Source organism: Zobellella denitrificans (genome assembly GCF_002407485.1).
GTDB classification, from domain to species: Bacteria; Pseudomonadota; Gammaproteobacteria; order Enterobacterales; family Aeromonadaceae; genus Oceanimonas; species Oceanimonas denitrificans.
Genome location: NZ_CP012621.1, coordinates 337,501 through 354,016 on the forward strand (window position 1 = coordinate 337,501; position 16,516 = coordinate 354,016).

Below are 16,516 nucleotides of genomic sequence, written 5' to 3' on the forward strand. Positions count from 1 at the left end.
TGGAACGGCCCTGGAAAGGCCGGCCATAGTGGGTGATAGCCCCGTACACCAAACCGCCCTTGTTGTGAAATCGAGTAGGACGGGACACGTGTTATCCTGTCTGAACATGGGGGGACCATCCTCCAAGGCTAAATACTCCTGACTGACCGATAGTGAACCAGTACCGTGAGGGAAAGGCGAAAAGAACCCCTGTGAGGGGAGTGAAATAGAACCTGAAACCGTGTACGTACAAGCAGTGGAAGCCTCCTTGTGGGGTGACTGCGTACCTTTTGTATAATGGGTCAGCGACTTACTTTTAGTAGCAAGGTTAACCGTATAGGGGAGCCGTAGGGAAACCGAGTCTTAACTGGGCGATGAGTTGCTAGGAGTAGACCCGAAACCCGGTGATCTAGCCATGGGCAGGTTGAAGGTTGAGTAACATCAACTGGAGGACCGAACCCACTAACGTTGCAAAGTTAGGGGATGACCTGTGGCTGGGGGTGAAAGGCCAATCAAACCGGGAGATAGCTGGTTCTCCCCGAAAGCTATTTAGGTAGCGCCTCGGACTTATACTACTGGGGGTAGAGCACTGTTTGGGCTAGGGGGTCATCCCGACTTACCAACCCCATGCAAACTCCGAATACCAGTAAGTACTATCCGGGAGACACACGGCGGGTGCTAACGTCCGTCGTGAAGAGGGAAACAACCCAGACCGCCGGCTAAGGTCCCCAAGTTCTGGTTAAGTGGGAAACGAGGTGGGAAGGCTCAGACAGCCAGGATGTTGGCTTAGAAGCAGCCATCATTTAAAGAAAGCGTAATAGCTCACTGGTCGAGTCGGCCTGCGCGGAAGATGTAACGGGGCTAAACCAGGCACCGAAGCCGCGGATTCAGAATTTATTCTGAGTGGTAGGGGAGCGTTCTGTAAGTCTGCGAAGGTGTGTCGTGAGGCATGCTGGAGATATCAGAAGTGCGAATGCTGACATGAGTAACGATAAAGGGGGTGAAAAACCTCCTCGCCGGAAGACCAAGGGTTCCTGTCCAACGTTAATCGGGGCAGGGTGAGTCGGCCCCTAAGGCGAGGGCGAAAGCCGTAGTCGATGGGAAACGGGTTAATATTCCCGTACTGACACACATTGCGATGGGGGGACGGAGAAGGCTAGATGGGCCAGGCGTTGGTAGTCCTGGTGAAAGGGTGTAGGTGGTGCGTTTAGGCAAATCCGGACGCATAACACTGAGACCCGAGACGAAGTCACCACGGTGACGAAGTCATTGATGCCCGGCTTCCAGGAAAAGCCTCTAAGCTTCAGATGTGTGTGAACCGTACCCCAAACCGACACAGGTGGTCGGGTAGAGAATACCAAGGCGCTTGAGAGAACTCGGGTGAAGGAACTAGGCAAAATAGTACCGTAACTTCGGGAGAAGGTACGCTGGAGCGGGTGAAGTCCCTTGCGGATGGAGCCTGAGCCAGTCGCAGTGACCAGGTGGCTGGGACTGTTTATCAAAAACACAGCACTGTGCAAACTCGTAAGAGGACGTATACGGTGTGACACCTGCCCGGTGCCGGAAGGTTAATTGATGGGGTTAGCCGCAAGGTGAAGCTCTTGATCGAAGCCCCGGTAAACGGCGGCCGTAACTATAACGGTCCTAAGGTAGCGAAATTCCTTGTCGGGTAAGTTCCGACCTGCACGAATGGTGTAACCATGGCCACGCTGTCTCCACCCGAGACTCAGTGAAATTGAAATCGCCGTGAAGATGCGGTGTACCCGCGGCTAGACGGAAAGACCCCGTGAACCTTTACTATAGCTTGGCACTGAACATTGACCCTACATGTGTAGGATAGGTGGGAGGCTGAGAAGCGGTGACGCCAGTTGCCGTGGAGCCGACCTTGAAATACCACCCTTGTATGTTTGATGTTCTAACGTAGGCCCCTGATCGGGGTTGCGGACAGTGCCTGGTGGGTAGTTTGACTGGGGCGGTCTCCTCCCAAAGCGTAACGGAGGAGCACGAAGGTTGGCTAAGTACGGTCGGACATCGTACGGTTAGTGCAATGGCATAAGCCAGCTTAACTGCGAGACGGACAGGTCGAGCAGGTGCGAAAGCAGGTCATAGTGATCCGGTGGTTCTGAATGGAAGGGCCATCGCTCAACGGATAAAAGGTACTCCGGGGATAACAGGCTGATACCGCCCAAGAGTTCATATCGACGGCGGTGTTTGGCACCTCGATGTCGGCTCATCACATCCTGGGGCTGAAGTCGGTCCCAAGGGTATGGCTGTTCGCCATTTAAAGTGGTACGCGAGCTGGGTTCAGAACGTCGTGAGACAGTTCGGTCCCTATCTGCCGTGGGCGTTGGATGATTGAGGGGGGTTGCTCCTAGTACGAGAGGACCGGAGTGAACGAACCGCTGGTGTTCGGGTTGTCATGCCAATGGCACTGCCCGGTAGCTAAGTTCGGAATCGATAACCGCTGAAAGCATCTAAGCGGGAAGCGAGCCCCGAGATGAGTCATCCCAGAGGTCTAGAACCTCCTGAAGGGCCGTCCGAGACTAGGACGTAGATAGGCAGGGTGTGGAAGCGTAGCGATACGTGCAGCTAACCTGTACTAATGACCCGTGCGGCTTAACCATACAACACCCAAGAAGTGTGAGACCTTGCGGTTTCGAGAACAAATTCATCGAAGACAGCTTTTCCGGATTAAAGTTTATGCCTGGCGGCGATAGCGTTGTGGTCCCACCTGACCCCATGCCGAACTCAGAAGTGAAACGCACCCGCGCCGATGATAGTGTGGCAGCTGCCATGTGAAAGTAGGTCACTGCCAGGCACCCAATTGGAAAACCCCGATACGAAAGTGTCGGGGTTTTTTCGTTCCTGCAGGATTTTACCCATCCATCGAACCATTGACTGGCTTCGTAAGGAACCCATTCGATCCGCCAATTACATCCTCCTTCGGTTCTCACTACCGTGAGGAAGTTCACAAAAAGCGCTGGTCTGTTTTCCCGTCTTGTGATTTAGTGAGTCAAGCCTCATGGATGATAAGCATCATAAGCAATCACTTGCCGAGTGTTATAAAACGTCATAGCGTTAAAGTGTAATAAAGCTGTCATTGCACGGTGGTTTAACTGAGCAATGACCATGACAAGGGCCAGGCCCGGGGAGCATGCCTATGGACGGCAACGACCGTAAACGCTTTATTCTGGATACCAACGTACTCCTGCACGAACCCCTCTCCATCTATTCCTTCAAGGAACACAATGTCGTTATACCCATGACGGTGCTCGAAGAGCTGGACCGGATCAAGGACCGGCAGAAGGACGTCAGCCGCGATGCCCGGGTAGCGATTCGCACCCTGGAAGACATCTTTCACGATGCCACCCCGGAGCAGATCCTGGCCGGGGTGCCGCTGGGGCTGAAGGACGACGAGGCCAGCGGTACCATTGCCATTATCTCCGATCGGCATTTACCGGAAGGCTATGCGGTATTCACCGACGACGAGGCCGACAATCGCATCATCAACACCGCGCTCTATCTGCAAAAGCATCATACCGAGGGCATGGCGGTACTGGTGACCAAGGACATCAACATGCGGCTCAAGGCCAAGGGCGCCGGCCTGCAGCATGTGGAGGACTACCGTTCGGACCAGTTGGTGGACGATATCCGCCTGTTGTCCAAGGGCTTCTATAGTGTGGAAGACAGCTTCTGGGACAAGGTGGGGGAATGTGAAAGTGAAACCCATGGCCGGGAGGTCATCCATACGGTTGCCGACGAGGTACTGCCGGCGGCCCATATCAACCAGTACCTGATCGACGATACCGACGATTTCGCCGGGCGGGTTCTGAGCAAGGGGGAGGGCAAGGTACGCTTCGTCGATCTGGGACGGGAGCGGATGATGGGGCGCAAGGCCTGGGGCATTCATCCCAAGAACATCTATCAGGCGATGGCGCTGGATGCCCTGCTGGATCCCCATATCGATCTGGTGATCCTGACCGGCCCCGCCGGTTGCGGCAAGACTCTGCTGGCCATGGCCACCGCCCTGGAAATGACCATCGAGAAGGGTATCTACGACAGGGTCATCGTGACCCGCAATACTCCCGAAATAGCCGAGAGCATCGGCTTCCTGCCCGGCACCGAAGAGGAAAAAATGGCCCCCTGGCTGGGCGCCATCACCGACACCCTGGAAGTGCTGCACAAGCAGGATGAATGCATGGACGGCTCGTTAAGTTACATCATGGGCAAGGCCAATATCCAGTTCAAGTCGGTCAACTTCATGCGTGGGCGCAGCATCCAGAATACCTTCGTGCTGCTGGACGAGTGCCAGAACCTGACCGCATCCCAGCTCAAGACCATTATCACTCGCTGTGGCGAAGGCACCAAGCTGGTGTGTTCGGGCAATTTGGCGCAGATCGATTCCAACTACCTGACCCCGGTGACCTCCGGGCTGACCTACATAGTGGAGCGCTTCAAGGATTTTGAAGGCAGCGCCAACATCTATCTCAACGGCGTGGTGCGCAGCCGCCTGGCCTCCTTCGCCGAGGAAAACCTCTAACGGCCCAGATAGGCCTGCAGCGCCGGGGTGCGGGGGGCTGACAACAGCCCCTTGTCGCCCTGCTCAAGGATGTGGCCGTCGTAAACGAAGGCGATGCGATCGGCGACCCTGGCCGCCTCATCCGGATGATGGGTAACCAGCAACACCGTCAGGCCGAGCCTATCGGTCTGTGTCCGCAACAGATCCAGCAACTCGAAGCGCAGGGCCGGGTCCAGGGCGGAAAAGGGCTCATCCAGCAAGAGCACCGGTGTCTGGCGCACCAGGCAGCGGGCCAACCCCACCCTTTGCTGTTGTCCCCCCGACAGGCTCGCCGGCTTGCGCTGGAGCAGGGCCGCTATGCCCACCTGCCGGGCGACCTGTTCCACGTCTTCCCGTTGAGCGGCCGTCAGTCGTAGGGAAGGAGACAGGCCGATGGCGATATTCTGGTAGACCGTCATATGCCAGAACAGGTTGTTGTCCTGGAACAGGGTGGTCATGGGCCTTTGGGCCGGTGGCAGGGGCAGCAAATCCCGGCCGTCGAGGCAGAGCCGCCCCGAGTCGACCCGGGCAAAGCCGGCCACCATGGCCAGCAGGGTCGACTTGCCGGCGCCGCTCGGTCCGATCAGGGCGGTGATTTCCCCCGCCTCGGCCCGGAGAGAAAAACACAGTTCCTGCTCCGGATAGCGGGAGCGTAGCTCATCGAGTACCAGCATCTTTACCTCCCAGCACGCCTTCGATCAGGATGAACAGTCCCAGGCTCAGCAACAGCAGGATCAGCGAGGTGGCCGCCGCTTCCGTCATCTGGTAGTTGCCCAACTGCTGGTACAGCAGCCAGGGCAGGGTTTGCAGATGCTGGCTGCCGAACATGGCGATGGCGCTGAGATCGCCCAGCGACAGCATCATCGCCAGGGCCAGTGCCAGGGCGGCCGGTTTGCGCAGCAGGGGCCACTCCAGCTGTCGGAGCCGGTTCAGCCCTCCTATGTCGAGGCTGGTACAGAGACGGTCATACTGGCGGGCAATCCGCTCCATGGGCTGCTGCAGGGCGCGCAGCCCATAGGGCAGCGCCATCAGGGCGTTGACCAGCAACACCAGCAAGGGACCCAGGGTGAACACATCGAACGAGCTGCGCAGCAGGATAAAGAGCCCGGTGGAGAGCACCACCGCGGGCAGCACCAAGATCACCGAGCCGGTGGCTTCCATCAGCGCCGCTCCTATTCTGTGATGCAGCCTCAGCCTGAGATGACGGCTGCTGCTCAGCAGTCCCAGGGTGAGCAGCACCGACAGCAGCCCGGCGCCACCGGCGATAAGCAGGGAACTGGCCGTGGCCCGCCATAGCAGGGAAGAACTCAAGGCCGTCCACAGACTGGGGTTGAGGCCGCTGACGATGATGGCCAGCAGGGGCGGTAGAAAAAGGACGAGACAAAGGCTCAGTACCAGCAGATCCCAAAGATAGACGCCTCTCCAGTGCCGGTCCGGTCGGGCAGAGAGGAGCTGCCTCTCCGGTGAGTGGAGCACCGGCCTGGTCAACCAGTACTGCAGCAACAGGAAGCCGCTGCAGAACAACAATTGCAGCACGGCCAGCATGCCCGCCAGAGGCAGGTCGAAGTCGAAGCGCAGGGCCTGGTAGATGGCCACCTCCAGGGTGGTGGACCTGGGCCCGCCGCCCAGCGCCATCACGGTGGCGAAGCTGGTAAAGCAGAGCATGAAGATCATGCTGGCCAGCGCGGGCAGGGTGCCGCGCATGGCCGGCCACTCCAGCCAGCGTAACAGCTGCCAGCCGCTGAAGCCGAGCTGGCTGGCCATTCGCCACTGGCTTTGGGGAATGCCTTCGATGGCCTGCAGCAGGATCCGGGCCGCCAGGGGCATGTTGAAGAACACATGGGCCAGCAGGATGCCGGGCAGGCCATAGAGGTAGCTGACGGGCTCCAGGCCGATCAACCCCAGCAACTGGTTGACCCAGCCCTGGCGGCCATGGACGGCGACGATGCCGAATACCACCAGGATCACCGGCAACACCAGCGAGAGCCCGAACAGGCGCAACAGCAGGGTTCGCCCGGGAAAATAACGACGGGACAGGGCCTGGGCCAGGGGAATGGCCAGCAGCAGGCTGAGCAGGGTGGACAGCAAGGCCTGGTAGAAGCTGAACCAGATGACGTGGCGCAGATAAGGATCTGCGAGCACCTTCCCCAGGGACATCTGGCCGCCTTGCAGCAGCAGGGCCCCTATGGGCCCTGCGGTGAGCAGCAGTATGCCGAGCAGGCTGAGGCTGCCCGGCAGCCACCAGTACCGGTTCGGCATCAGCGGGTTACGGCACCCAGCCACTGCCGCAGCCAGCCCTGGCGCTGTTCGGAAACTTCCTCGGCGCTGAAGCTGAGCGGCTGTTCAGGGCTCACCAGGGTATCGAAGCCGGCGGGCAGTTCGACATCGATCACCGGGTACATCCAGTTGCCGGCGGGAATGTGCTGCTGAAAGCCGGGGCTCACCATGAACTGCAGGAAGCGCTCGGCCAGTTCTGGCTGCTGGCTGGTATTGAGCCGGGCGGCTACCTCCACCTGCAGGTAGTGGCCTTCCTCGAAGCCGGCGGCCCGGTACTGGGTCTTCTGCTCCGCTTCTATGTGGTAGGCGGGGGAAGTGGTGTAGGACAGCACCAGATCCGCCTCGCCCTTGAGGAACATGCCGTAGGACTCACTCCAGCCCTTGGTGACGGACACGGTACGCTTGGCCAGGTTCTGCCAGACCTCGGGGGCCTGCTCGCCATAGAGCTTCTGCACCCACAGCATCAGGCCCTGGCCCGGGGTGCTGGTACGCGGATCCTGGTACAGCAGGGTCAGCTCGGGGCGTTCCAGCAGCTCGGCGAAGCTGGCGGGGGGATTGGCGAGGCGCTCGGCGTCGTAGATAAAGGCGAAGTAGCCGTAGTCGAAGGGCAGGAAGACGGAATCGCTCCAGCCGCCGGGCACCTTGAGCCCTTCGAGGGATTGACCGTGCTCGGCCAACAGGCCGGTGTCCTTGGCGGCCTGCAGCAGGTTGTTGTCCAGCCCCAGTACGATGTCGGCCTTGGTATTGGCGCCTTCGAGTCGCAGTCGGTTGAGGATGGAAACCCCATCGTCCAGGGCCACGAACTCGAGATTACAGCCACATTCCGCCTCGAAGGCCTGCTCGATGGCCGGCCCAGGGCCCCAATCGGACGCAAATGAGCTATAGGTATAGATGGTCAGGGTCGGATCTTGCGCCATGGCCTGGCCGGCGGCGAGCAGGGGCAGGGCAATCAGGGCTTTTTTCACAGGGCCACTCCTTGTGGATAGGGTAGGGCCGAGTGCTCAAATCCCTACGCCGGCACGACCCGGATCAGGTGTACGAGTATGATCTCAGCGGCTGGCCGCACCCCGTTCGAGAATGGCCGCTATTGTAGGACCATTCGTTTTGTTAAACCAGTGCTATAAGGAAGAAGGCCTATGCTACCCGCCCATGAAGAACAACGGCTGTACAGCCGCATGCAACTGGATGCCAAGGTGATCCTGGCCACCACCAAGGAAAGGGTGGAGGGGATCTGCCGCAACCTCAGTGCCGAGGGGCTCCTGATGGAAGTCGCCGCCGGCAAGTGCCAACTGGGGCAGGAATGGCGGCTGGTGTTGCCCTCGGTTGACGCTGGCGTGGAGCCCCTGACCGCCACGGCCAGGGTGATCCGGCTCGAACCCGGCGATGGAGTGGACCTGGTGGCCCTGGCATTGAGCGAGGTCCATTGAGGACAGGAGGTTCATTGAATGTCTCCCGGATTGTGGTTAGATTAAAAGCTCTAAACTTGTTCAGGAGGTATCACCATGTCCAGGGACGAACCCCGTTTTCCGGTCAGCGTCGAGATCCCCGTCGCCTGGGGCGAGATGGACGCGCTCAACCACGTCAACAACGTGGTCTATTTCCGGTATTTCGAGACGGTACGCATTGAGTACCTGCGCCGCATCGGCATGCTGGACGTACTGAGTACGGCGGGCGTGGGGCCGGTGCTGGCGGAAACCTCCGCCCGTTACCGCCGGCCGGTGACCTTTCCCGACACCCTGAGGGCCGAGGCCAGGGTCATCGAGCTGGACGAGCACGGCTTTACCATGGAGTACCGTATCCTCAGCCAGGCCCAGCAGACGGTAACGACCGAAGGCTCGGCGCGGGTGGTGATGGTGGATTTCGGGACCGGGCGCAGGGCACCGCTCGGCGAGGCACTGAAGCGGCGGGTGCTGCAGCTGGAAGGAGAAAACAACGCCGGCTAGCGCCGGCGTTGTCGTGGATTACAGCCAGTCCGGCTGCCTGGCCTCGTAGGCGTCGATCTGATCCGCGTGCTGCAGGGTCAGGCCGATATTGTCCAGGCCGTTGAGCAGGCAGTAGCGGCGGAATTCGTCGATCTCGAAGGGGAAAGCGAGTTCGCCGGCGCGCACCTGCTGGGCTTCCAGATCCACGGTGATCTCGGCACCCTTGTCGGCATTGACGTACTGGAACAGGGCTTCCACCTGCTCCTCGCTCAGCCGCACCGGCACCATGCCGTTGTTGATGGCGTTGCCGTAGAAGATGTCGGCGAAGCTCGGCGCTATGATGGCCCTGAGGCCGAAGTCGGCCAGGGCCCAGGGGGCGTGTTCGCGGCTGGAGCCGCAACCGAAGTTTTCCCGGGCCAGCAGGATCACCGCCCGGTCGTAGGGCGCCTGGTTGAGCACGAACTCCGGGTTGGGCTGCTCGCCGGCGTCATCCAGAAACCGCGAGTCGTGGAACAGGTGCTTGCCGAAGCCGGACCGGGTCACCTTCTGCAGGAACTGCTTGGGGATGATCTGATCGGTGTCTACGTTGGCCGCGTCCAGGGGGGCGGCGATACCGGTTAATTGCTTGAATCCGCTCATGGTTTACCCCTTATAAATCCCGGATGTCGACGAAGTGACCGAACACGGCGGCGGCGGCGGCCATGGCCGGGCTCACCAGATGGGTGCGGCCACCGCGGCCCTGGCGGCCTTCGAAGTTGCGGTTGCTGGTGGCGGCACAACGCTCGCCCGGCGCCAGCCGGTCGTTGTTCATGGCCAGGCACATGGAGCAGCCGGGCAGACGCCACTCGAAGCCGGCGTCGATAAAGATTTTATCCAGCCCTTCCGCTTCGGCCTGGGCCTTCACCTGCTGGGAGCCGGGGACCACCAGCGCCTGTACTCCGGCGGCGACCTTGCGGCCACGGGCCACGGCGGCGGCGGCGCGCAGATCCTCGATGCGGCTGTTGGTGCAGGAGCCGATAAACACCTTGTCGATTTGTACGTCGGTCAGCTTGCCACCGGCCTGAATAGCCATGTATTGCAGTGCCTTGGCGGCGGACTGGCGCTCGATGGGATCCTCGAAATCGTCCGGGGAGGGGATGGTGCCATCCACCGGCATCACCTGACCCGGGTTGGTGCCCCAGGTCACCTGGGGCGCGATCTCGGCGCCCTCCAGCTCGACCACGGCGTCGAAGACGGCGTCCGCGTCGGACTTCAGGGTGCTCCAGTAGGCGACCGCCGCTTCCCACTGCTCGCCCTCGGGCGCGAAGGGGCGGCCCTTGAGGTAGTCGAAGGTGGTCTGGTCGGGAGCCACCAGGCCGGCCTTGGCGCCGAGTTCGATGGCCATGTTGCAGATGGTCATGCGCGCTTCCATCGACAGGGACTCGATCACCTGGCCGCAGAATTCCACCACATAGCCGGTGCCGCCGGCGTGGCCGACCTTGCCGATGATGGCCAGCACCACGTCCTTGGCGCTGATGCCCGGCTTGAGTGCGCCGTTGACCTGGATTTTCATGGTTTTGGCCCGGCCCTGCTTCAGGGTCTGGGTGGCCATGACGTGTTCCACCTCGGAGGTGCCGATGCCGAAGGCCAAGGCACCGAAGGCGCCGTGGGTGGCGGTGTGGGAGTCGCCGCAGACGATGGTGGTGCCGGGCAGGGTCAGCCCCAGCTCGGGACCGATCACGTGCACTATGCCCTGGTACTTGTGGTGCAGGTCATAGAGCGGCACGCCGAACTCTTCGCAGTTTTTGGCCAGGGTTTCCATCTGGATGCGGGCCATCTCGCCGGAAGCGGCGATGTCGTTGGTCTGGGTGGAGACGTTGTGATCCATGGTCGCCCAGGTGCGGTCCGGGCGGCGCAGCTTGCGGCCCTTTTCGCGCAGGCCGTCGAAGGCCTGGGGCGAGGTGACTTCGTGCACCAGGTGGCGGTCGATATAGAGCAGCGGGGTTTCGCCGGCTTCATCGCGTACCAGGTGGGCGTCGAAAACTTTCTGATAGAGGGTCTTGGCCATTAGTTTGCTCTCCTGATGCGCGCGACTATCTGCTCACCCATTTGACTGGTGCTCTGTACCGGATGTTCGGCAGCGGCACTGTAAAGATCACCGGTGAAGTAGCCGGCGGCCAGGGTTTCGCTCACGGCCCGCTCGATGGCCTGGGCGGCCTCTTCCTGTTTGAAGCTGTAACGCAGCATCAGGGCGGCGGAGAGGATCTGGGCGATGGGGTTGGCGATATTCTTGCCGGCGATATCCGGGGCGGTGCCGCCGGCCGGCTCGTACAGGCCAAAGCCCTTGTCGTTCAGGCTGACCGAGGGCAGCAGGCCCATGGAGCCGGTGATCATCGCCATCTCGTCGGAGATGATGTCGCCGAACAGGTTGGAGCACAGCAGCACGTCGAACTGGGACGGATCCTTGATCAGCTGCATGGTGGCGTTGTCGATGTAGATGTGGTTCAGGGTCACGTCCGGGTATTCCCTGGCCACTTCGATCACCACTTCCCGCCACAGGATGGAAGCCTGCAGCACGTTGGCCTTGTCCACCGAGGTGACCAGGCCGCGACGGCCGCGGGCCGCCTCGAACGCCAGCCGGGCGATGCGTTCGATTTCATAGCGGTGATAGACCTCGGTGTCGAACGCCTTCTCTTCGGGGCCGGAGCCTTCCCGGCCCTTGGGCTGGCCGAAGTAGATGCCGCCGGTCAGCTCGCGCATGCACAGGATGTCGAAGCCGCGGGCGCTGATGTCGGCGCGCAGCGGCGAGAAGCCTTCCAGGCCCTGGTAGATCTTGGCGGGGCGCATATTGCAGAACAGCTTGAAGTGACCGCGCAGGGGCAGCAGGGCACCGCGCTCGGGCTGCTCGTTGGGAGGCAGCTTTTCCCACTTGGGACCGCCGACCGAGCCGAACAGGATGGCGTCGGCGGCTTCACAGCCGGCCAGGGTCGCCGCCGGCAGCGGAGTGCCGTGGTTGTCGATGGCGATACCGCCCACGTCATGGTGGCTCAGCTCCAGGCTGAAACCGAACTCGGCCTGTACCTTGTCCAGCACCTTGAGGGCTTGCGCCATCACCTCGGGACCGATGCCGTCGCCCGGCAAGACGGCGACCTTGTAGCTTGCACTCATACTCACACTGTCTCCATACGAATTTTCTTTTGGATTTCTTCTTTCATCTCGGCCACCTGCTCGGCCCGGTAGATGCTGTTGATCACGTGCACCAGCGCCTGGGCGGAGGACTCGACGATGTCGGTGGCCAGGCCCATGCCGTGGAACTTGCGGCCCTTGTATTCGGCGACGATGTCCACCTGGCCCAGCGCATCCTTGCCTTCGCCCTTGCTCTTGAGCTCGTACTTGTCGATGCGGATGTCGTAGCCGGTGATGCGATTGATGCACTGATATACCGCGTCCACCGGACCGTTGCCGACGGCGGCCTCGTCGACCACCTGCTCGCCCACCTGCATGCGTACGCTGGCGGTGGACATCACGTTGCTGCCGGACTGCACGCTCAGGTATTTGAGCTTGAACTGCTCCGGCTCTTCGTGGATCTGGCTGAAGAACACCAGCGCCTCGAGATCGTAGTCGAACACCTGTCCCTTGCGATCCGCCAGGGCGAGGAAGCTCTGGTACAGGCTGTCGAGATCGTAGTCCTGCTCGGTGTAGCCCATCTCGGCCATGCGGTGCTTGATCACGTGGCGGCCGGAGCGGGAGGTCAGGTTGAGCTGGTTCTTGGGCAGACCGATGCTCTCGGGGGTGATGATCTCGTAGGTGTTCTTGTTCTTCAGCACCCCGTCCTGATGAATACCGGAGGAGTGGGCGAAGGCGTTGGCGCCGACGATGGCCTTGTTGGGCTGTACCGGCATGTTGCACAGGTTGCGCACCAGCTGGCTGGTCCGGTAGATTTCCTGGTGCTTGATGTTGGTGTGCACCCCGAGCAGTTCGCCCCGGGTCTTCATGACCATGGCCACTTCTTCCAGCGAGCAGTTGCCGGCCCGCTCGCCGATGCCGTTGATGGTGCACTCGATCTGGCGCGCACCCTGCTGCACCGCGGCGATGGAGTTGGCCACCGACATGCCGAGGTCGTCGTGGCAGTGCACGGAAATCACCGCCTGGTGAATGTTGGGCACCCGTTCAAACAGGGTTTTGATAATGCCGCCAAACTCGCTGGGTACGGTGTAACCCACGGTGTCGGGAATATTGACGGTGCGGGCGCCGGCCTTGATGACGGCCTCGACCATGCGGCACAGGTTGTCGATGGGGGTGCGGCCGGCGTCTTCACAGGAAAACTCCACATCGTCCGTATAGCCACGAGCGTGCTTGACCGCGGCGACGCTCATTTCCACCACCGAGTCGAAATCCTTGCGCAGCTTGCTCTGCACATGGATGTCGGAGGTGGAGATAAAGGTGTGGATACGGAACTGGTCCGCCACCCGCAGGGCTTCGCCGGCGGCGTCGATATCGGCCTTGAGGGCGCGGGACAGGGCGCAGACCCGGCTGTTCTTGATATGGCGGGCGATGGTCTGTACCGACTCGAAGTCGCCGGGGGAGGAGATGGGGAAGCCGACTTCCATCACGTCCACCCCGAGGCGCTCGAGGGCCAGGGCGATCTGCAGTTTTTCCTTGACCGTCAGGCTGGCGGAAAGCGCCTGCTCGCCGTCCCGCAAGGTGGTATCGAATATAATGACTTGGCTCGACATGTCGCTTCCCCTCTGTTGATCCGTGCCGCCCGCGACAGATATAAAAAACCCGTGCGGATGGCACGGGTTTTAACTTGAATATATGGATGATGAATTCCAGCTACGCCCAACCCGTGCGCTTGTGCACCTCTAGAGTTAGTAGTAGTAGCTGAATGCGCTTTTGCATATCACTCATCACCGAAAGAAGAATCCGTTAACAACGCTATACCAATAACGGGAATCGGCGCGGCTGTCAATCGCCGGCTGCCGCGATGGGATAAATATTGGTGGTTGATAAGGCGATAAATTGGGTGGTTGATGGGATTTTGTGTTGGTTGAGTTTCTTATGGTATTTTTTTTGTCTGTTATTTTGGGGTTTTGCAATTAAATCGTCATTCTTCCCTTGGGGGCGTTTTTTCGCTCCCGGGGACAAGGCCTGGCCGCCCTCGGCGAAGGCCGGGCGGCGGGAGAGTCGCGGTCGAGCGTTGCCCAACCGGGAGCGAGTGACCCGTGGCCCTCCTGCATGGCCGGAACTGGTTCCGTTTTTTCGTCGTGAAAACTGATATAAAGTTCCCCTCTGTCGAGGCGGGCGGGCGTTGTACAAAGCCATAGACAAGTGATTTAAAGCAGGTTAAGGTGATTTTTCATCCCTTTTCTGCTTATTTGTAGCCTAGCTAGCAGAAGTGTTTGTTTTATAAAGATAAAAAGCTGCTCGCTTTGTCATATTGCGATATGCCAGCCGGGCCAGGCTGTAAATATCGACAGGGGAGAGTGGCAAACGTGAACGGAGCAGAGCCTGGAGGGCTTACCATGGAGATGTTATCAGGCGCGGAAATGGTGGTACGAGCGCTGGAAGACCAGGGGATCGAGCATATCTTCGGTTATCCTGGCGGTTCGGTGCTGGATATCTATGACGCCTTATTCGAAAACAGCAAGATTGAGCATGTGCTGGTGCGCCACGAGCAGGCGGCCGTGCATATGGCCGACGGTTATACCCGCGCCACCGGCAAGGTCGGCACCGTGCTGGTCACCTCGGGCCCGGGAGCGACCAACTGCATCACCGGCATCGCCACCGCCTACATGGATTCGATCCCCATGGTGATCCTGTCCGGCCAGGTTCCGACCAACTATATCGGCGACGATGCCTTCCAGGAGACCGACATGATCGGTATTTCCCGGCCCATCGTAAAGCACAGCTTCCTGTGCAAGAAGGCCACCGATATCCCGCTGGCCATCAAGAAAGCCTATTACATAGCGGCGACCGGTCGACCCGGCCCGGTGGTGGTCGACCTGCCGAAAGACGTGCAGAACCCGAGGGAAAAGCATCCCTACGTGTACCCCAGCTCGGTGGAAATGCGTTCCTACAATCCCACCGGTGTCGGTCACAAGGGCCAGATCAAGAAGGCCATGAAGGCCCTGGCAGAGGCCAAGCGGCCGGTCATGTATGTGGGCGGAGGGGCCGTCACCGCCGAGGCCAGCGCCCTGGTGGTCCAGTTGGCCGAAATGTTCAACCTGCCGGTGACCAATACCCTGATGGGCCTGGGCAGCATGCCCGGCACCCACAAGCAGTTCGTCGGCATGCTGGGCATGCATGGCACCTATGAAGCCAACAAGACCATGCATAACTCGGATCTGATCCTGGCCATCGGTGCCCGTTTCGACGACCGGGTGACCAACAACGTGGCCAAGTTCTGCCCCCATGCCACCATAGTGCATGTGGACGTGGACCCCACCTCCATCTCCAAGACCATCCAGGCCCATATTCCCATCGTGGGCTCGGCCGATACGGTGCTGGCGCAAATGCTGGACGCCATCCGCGAGCTGGGGCTCAAGCCCGACAGCCAGGCCATGAGCGACTGGTGGACCCAGATTGAGCAATGGCGGGACCGCCAGTGCCTGCGTTACGAGAAGAGCGACAAGTACATCAAACCCCAGCAGGTGATCGAGTCGGTGTACCGCATCACCAAGGGGGAGGCCATGGTCAGCTCCGACGTGGGCCAGCACCAGATGTTTGCCGCCCTTTACTATCCCTTCGACAAGCCGCGCCAGTGGATCAACTCCGGTGGCCTCGGCACCATGGGCTTCGGCCTGCCGGCTGCGATGGGGGCCAAGATGGCGCGGCCGGATGCCGTTTCCGTCTGCGTGACCGGCGACGGCTCCATTCAGATGAACATTCAGGAACTCTCCACCTGCATGCAGTACAACATTCCGGTGAAGATCATTTCCATGAACAACCAGGCCCTCGGTATGGTGAAGCAATGGCAGAAGATGTTCTATGAAGGGCGGCAGAGCCACTCCTACATGGACTCCCTGCCCGATTTCGTCAAGCTGGCCGAGGCCTATGGCCATGTGGGCATGCGGGTGACCGATCCGGCCGAGCTGGATGCGGCGCTGGAGAAATGCTTCTCCCTCACCGACAAGCTGGTGTTTATGGATATCCAGATCGATCCGGAAGAGCATGTCTACCCCATGCAGATCAAGACCGGCGCCATGGATGAAATGTGGTTAAGCAAAACGGAGAGAACCTGATGCGGCGAATCATATCCCTGTTGCTGGAGAACGAATCCGGAGCCCTGAGCCGGGTGGTGGGGTTGTTCTCCCAGCGGGCCTACAATATCGAGACCCTGACGGTGGCCCCCACCGAGGATCCTACCCTGTCGCGCATGACCATAGTGACCACGGGTGATGACCGGGTCCTGGAGCAGATCACCAAGCAGCTGAACAAGCTGGTGGACGTGCTCAAGGTGAGCGACCTGACCGACGGCGATCATATCGAACGGGAAATCGTGCTGGTCAAGGTGCGGGCCGACGGCGCCAACCGGGACGAAGTCAAGCGCACCGCCGATATCTTCCGGGGCCAGATCGTCGACGTGACCCCGCACCTCTATACGGTGCAGTTGGTGGGTACCAGCGACAAGCTGGACGCCTTTATCCGCAACATGAGCGAAACCACCGAGGTGGTGGAGGTAGTGCGCAGCGGAGTTTGTGGCGTGTCTCGCGGGGAAAAAGCCCTGCGCGCCTGAAGCTGAAAGCAGAAAACCGCCTGCGGGCGGTTTTTTTACGTCTTCAAAAAAAGTTGACATCTG

General features: G+C 60.3%; 12 protein-coding genes, 2 rRNA genes and 1 riboswitch (1 of these 15 cut by a window edge). Of the genes, 7 read left to right on the top strand and 7 right to left on the bottom strand.

Going from position 1 to position 16,516, the window contains the following annotated elements; all coding sequences use genetic code 11:
- The 3 genes from AN401_RS01600 to AN401_RS01610 form a co-directional block, all read left to right on the top strand.
- Nucleotides 1-2,603: ribosomal RNA gene (locus tag AN401_RS01600) — 23S ribosomal RNA — on the top strand; it begins 287 nt to the left of the window's first position.
- Between the two features lie 79 nt (nt 2,604-2,682).
- Nucleotides 2,683-2,797: ribosomal RNA gene (gene rrf / locus AN401_RS01605) — 5S ribosomal RNA — on the top strand.
- Between the two features lie 342 nt (nt 2,798-3,139).
- Nucleotides 3,140-4,519: a PhoH family protein gene (locus tag AN401_RS01610; RefSeq protein ID WP_096778365.1), complete on the top strand. Its 1,380-nt coding sequence runs from the start codon at nt 3,140-3,142 to the stop codon at nt 4,517-4,519.
- Here AN401_RS01610 and thiQ read toward each other — a convergent pair.
- Genes thiQ through thiB form a run of 3 tightly spaced genes read right to left on the bottom strand, consistent with a single transcriptional unit; the run spans nt 4,516 to nt 7,779 of the window.
- Nucleotides 4,516-5,211 carry a thiamine ABC transporter ATP-binding protein gene (thiQ, locus tag AN401_RS01615; protein WP_096778366.1) on the bottom strand — a complete coding sequence of 232 codons (696 nt, stop codon included), beginning with the start codon at nt 5,209-5,211 and terminating at the stop codon, nt 4,516-4,518. The two genes, AN401_RS01610 and thiQ, sit on opposite strands and share 4 nt — an antisense overlap.
- The gene (thiP, locus tag AN401_RS01620) at nt 5,195-6,796 is read right to left on the bottom strand and encodes a thiamine/thiamine pyrophosphate ABC transporter permease (protein ID WP_096778367.1); all 1,602 of its coding nucleotides are present in this window, start codon (nt 6,794-6,796) and stop codon (nt 5,195-5,197) included. Before thiP ends, thiQ begins: the two co-directional genes overlap by 17 nt.
- Nucleotides 6,796-7,779 (bottom strand): thiamine ABC transporter substrate binding subunit, encoded by a 984-nt coding sequence (gene thiB, locus AN401_RS01625; RefSeq protein WP_096778368.1) that lies wholly within the window; start codon nt 7,777-7,779, stop codon nt 6,796-6,798. The genes thiP and thiB overlap by 1 nt, the downstream gene beginning before the upstream one ends.
- A 24-nt stretch (nt 7,780-7,803) precedes the next feature.
- Nucleotides 7,804-7,894: riboswitch (TPP riboswitch) on the bottom strand.
- A 56-nt stretch (nt 7,895-7,950) separates the two neighbouring features.
- On the opposite strand from thiB, the gene AN401_RS01630 reads away from it, so the two are divergent.
- Together AN401_RS01630 and AN401_RS01635 are read left to right on the top strand one after the other, a co-directional pair.
- Nucleotides 7,951-8,241: a PilZ domain-containing protein gene (locus AN401_RS01630; RefSeq protein ID WP_094040562.1), complete on the top strand. Its 291-nt coding sequence runs from the start codon at nt 7,951-7,953 to the stop codon at nt 8,239-8,241.
- A gap of 75 nt (nt 8,242-8,316) precedes the next feature.
- The gene (locus tag AN401_RS01635; RefSeq protein WP_094040563.1) at nt 8,317-8,757 is read left to right on the top strand and encodes an acyl-CoA thioesterase; all 441 of its coding nucleotides are present in this window, start codon (nt 8,317-8,319) and stop codon (nt 8,755-8,757) included.
- An 18-nt stretch (nt 8,758-8,775) separates the two neighbouring features.
- Here the strand turns inward: AN401_RS01635 and leuD are convergent, their stop codons facing one another.
- Genes leuD through leuA form a run of 4 tightly spaced genes read right to left on the bottom strand, consistent with a single transcriptional unit; the run spans nt 8,776 to nt 13,451 of the window.
- Nucleotides 8,776-9,375 carry a 3-isopropylmalate dehydratase small subunit gene (gene leuD / locus AN401_RS01640; RefSeq protein WP_094040564.1) on the bottom strand — a complete coding sequence of 200 codons (600 nt, stop codon included), beginning with the start codon at nt 9,373-9,375 and terminating at the stop codon, nt 8,776-8,778.
- A gap of 10 nt (nt 9,376-9,385) precedes the next feature.
- Nucleotides 9,386-10,783: a 3-isopropylmalate dehydratase large subunit gene (leuC, locus tag AN401_RS01645; protein WP_096778369.1), complete on the bottom strand. Its 1,398-nt coding sequence runs from the start codon at nt 10,781-10,783 to the stop codon at nt 9,386-9,388.
- The gene (leuB, locus tag AN401_RS01650; RefSeq protein WP_096778370.1) at nt 10,783-11,883 is read right to left on the bottom strand and encodes a 3-isopropylmalate dehydrogenase; all 1,101 of its coding nucleotides are present in this window, start codon (nt 11,881-11,883) and stop codon (nt 10,783-10,785) included. The genes leuC and leuB overlap by 1 nt, the downstream gene beginning before the upstream one ends.
- Nucleotides 11,884-11,885: 2 nt before the next feature.
- Complete coding sequence (leuA, locus tag AN401_RS01655; RefSeq protein ID WP_094040567.1) at nt 11,886-13,451, bottom strand: 2-isopropylmalate synthase; 1,566 nt, start codon at nt 13,449-13,451, stop codon at nt 11,886-11,888.
- 789 nt (nt 13,452-14,240) lie between these two features.
- Here leuA and AN401_RS01660 point away from each other — a divergent pair.
- Nucleotides 14,241-15,959 (top strand): acetolactate synthase 3 large subunit, encoded by a 1,719-nt coding sequence (locus tag AN401_RS01660; protein WP_094040568.1) that lies wholly within the window; start codon nt 14,241-14,243, stop codon nt 15,957-15,959.
- The gene (gene ilvN, locus AN401_RS01665) at nt 15,959-16,453 is read left to right on the top strand and encodes an acetolactate synthase small subunit (protein ID WP_094040569.1); all 495 of its coding nucleotides are present in this window, start codon (nt 15,959-15,961) and stop codon (nt 16,451-16,453) included. The genes AN401_RS01660 and ilvN overlap by 1 nt, the downstream gene beginning before the upstream one ends.
- Nucleotides 16,454-16,516 lie beyond the last annotated feature (63 nt).

Coding starts and splice junctions, on each gene's coding strand:
- AN401_RS01610 (WP_096778365.1), top strand. CDS start 3,140: ATGGACGGCAACGACCGTAAACGCTTTATTCTGGATACCAACGTACTC.
- thiQ (WP_096778366.1), bottom strand. CDS start 5,211: ATGCTGGTACTCGATGAGCTACGCTCCCGCTATCCGGAGCAGGAACTG.
- thiP (WP_096778367.1), bottom strand. CDS start 6,796: ATGCCGAACCGGTACTGGTGGCTGCCGGGCAGCCTCAGCCTGCTCGGC.
- AN401_RS01630 (WP_094040562.1), top strand. CDS start 7,951: ATGCTACCCGCCCATGAAGAACAACGGCTGTACAGCCGCATGCAACTG.
- AN401_RS01635 (WP_094040563.1), top strand. CDS start 8,317: ATGTCCAGGGACGAACCCCGTTTTCCGGTCAGCGTCGAGATCCCCGTC.
- leuD (WP_094040564.1), bottom strand. CDS start 9,375: ATGAGCGGATTCAAGCAATTAACCGGTATCGCCGCCCCCCTGGACGCG.
- leuC (WP_096778369.1), bottom strand. CDS start 10,783: ATGGCCAAGACCCTCTATCAGAAAGTTTTCGACGCCCACCTGGTACGC.
- leuB (WP_096778370.1), bottom strand. CDS start 11,883: ATGAGTGCAAGCTACAAGGTCGCCGTCTTGCCGGGCGACGGCATCGGT.
- leuA (WP_094040567.1), bottom strand. CDS start 13,451: ATGTCGAGCCAAGTCATTATATTCGATACCACCTTGCGGGACGGCGAG.
- AN401_RS01660 (WP_094040568.1), top strand. CDS start 14,241: ATGGAGATGTTATCAGGCGCGGAAATGGTGGTACGAGCGCTGGAAGAC.
- ilvN (WP_094040569.1), top strand. CDS start 15,959: ATGCGGCGAATCATATCCCTGTTGCTGGAGAACGAATCCGGAGCCCTG.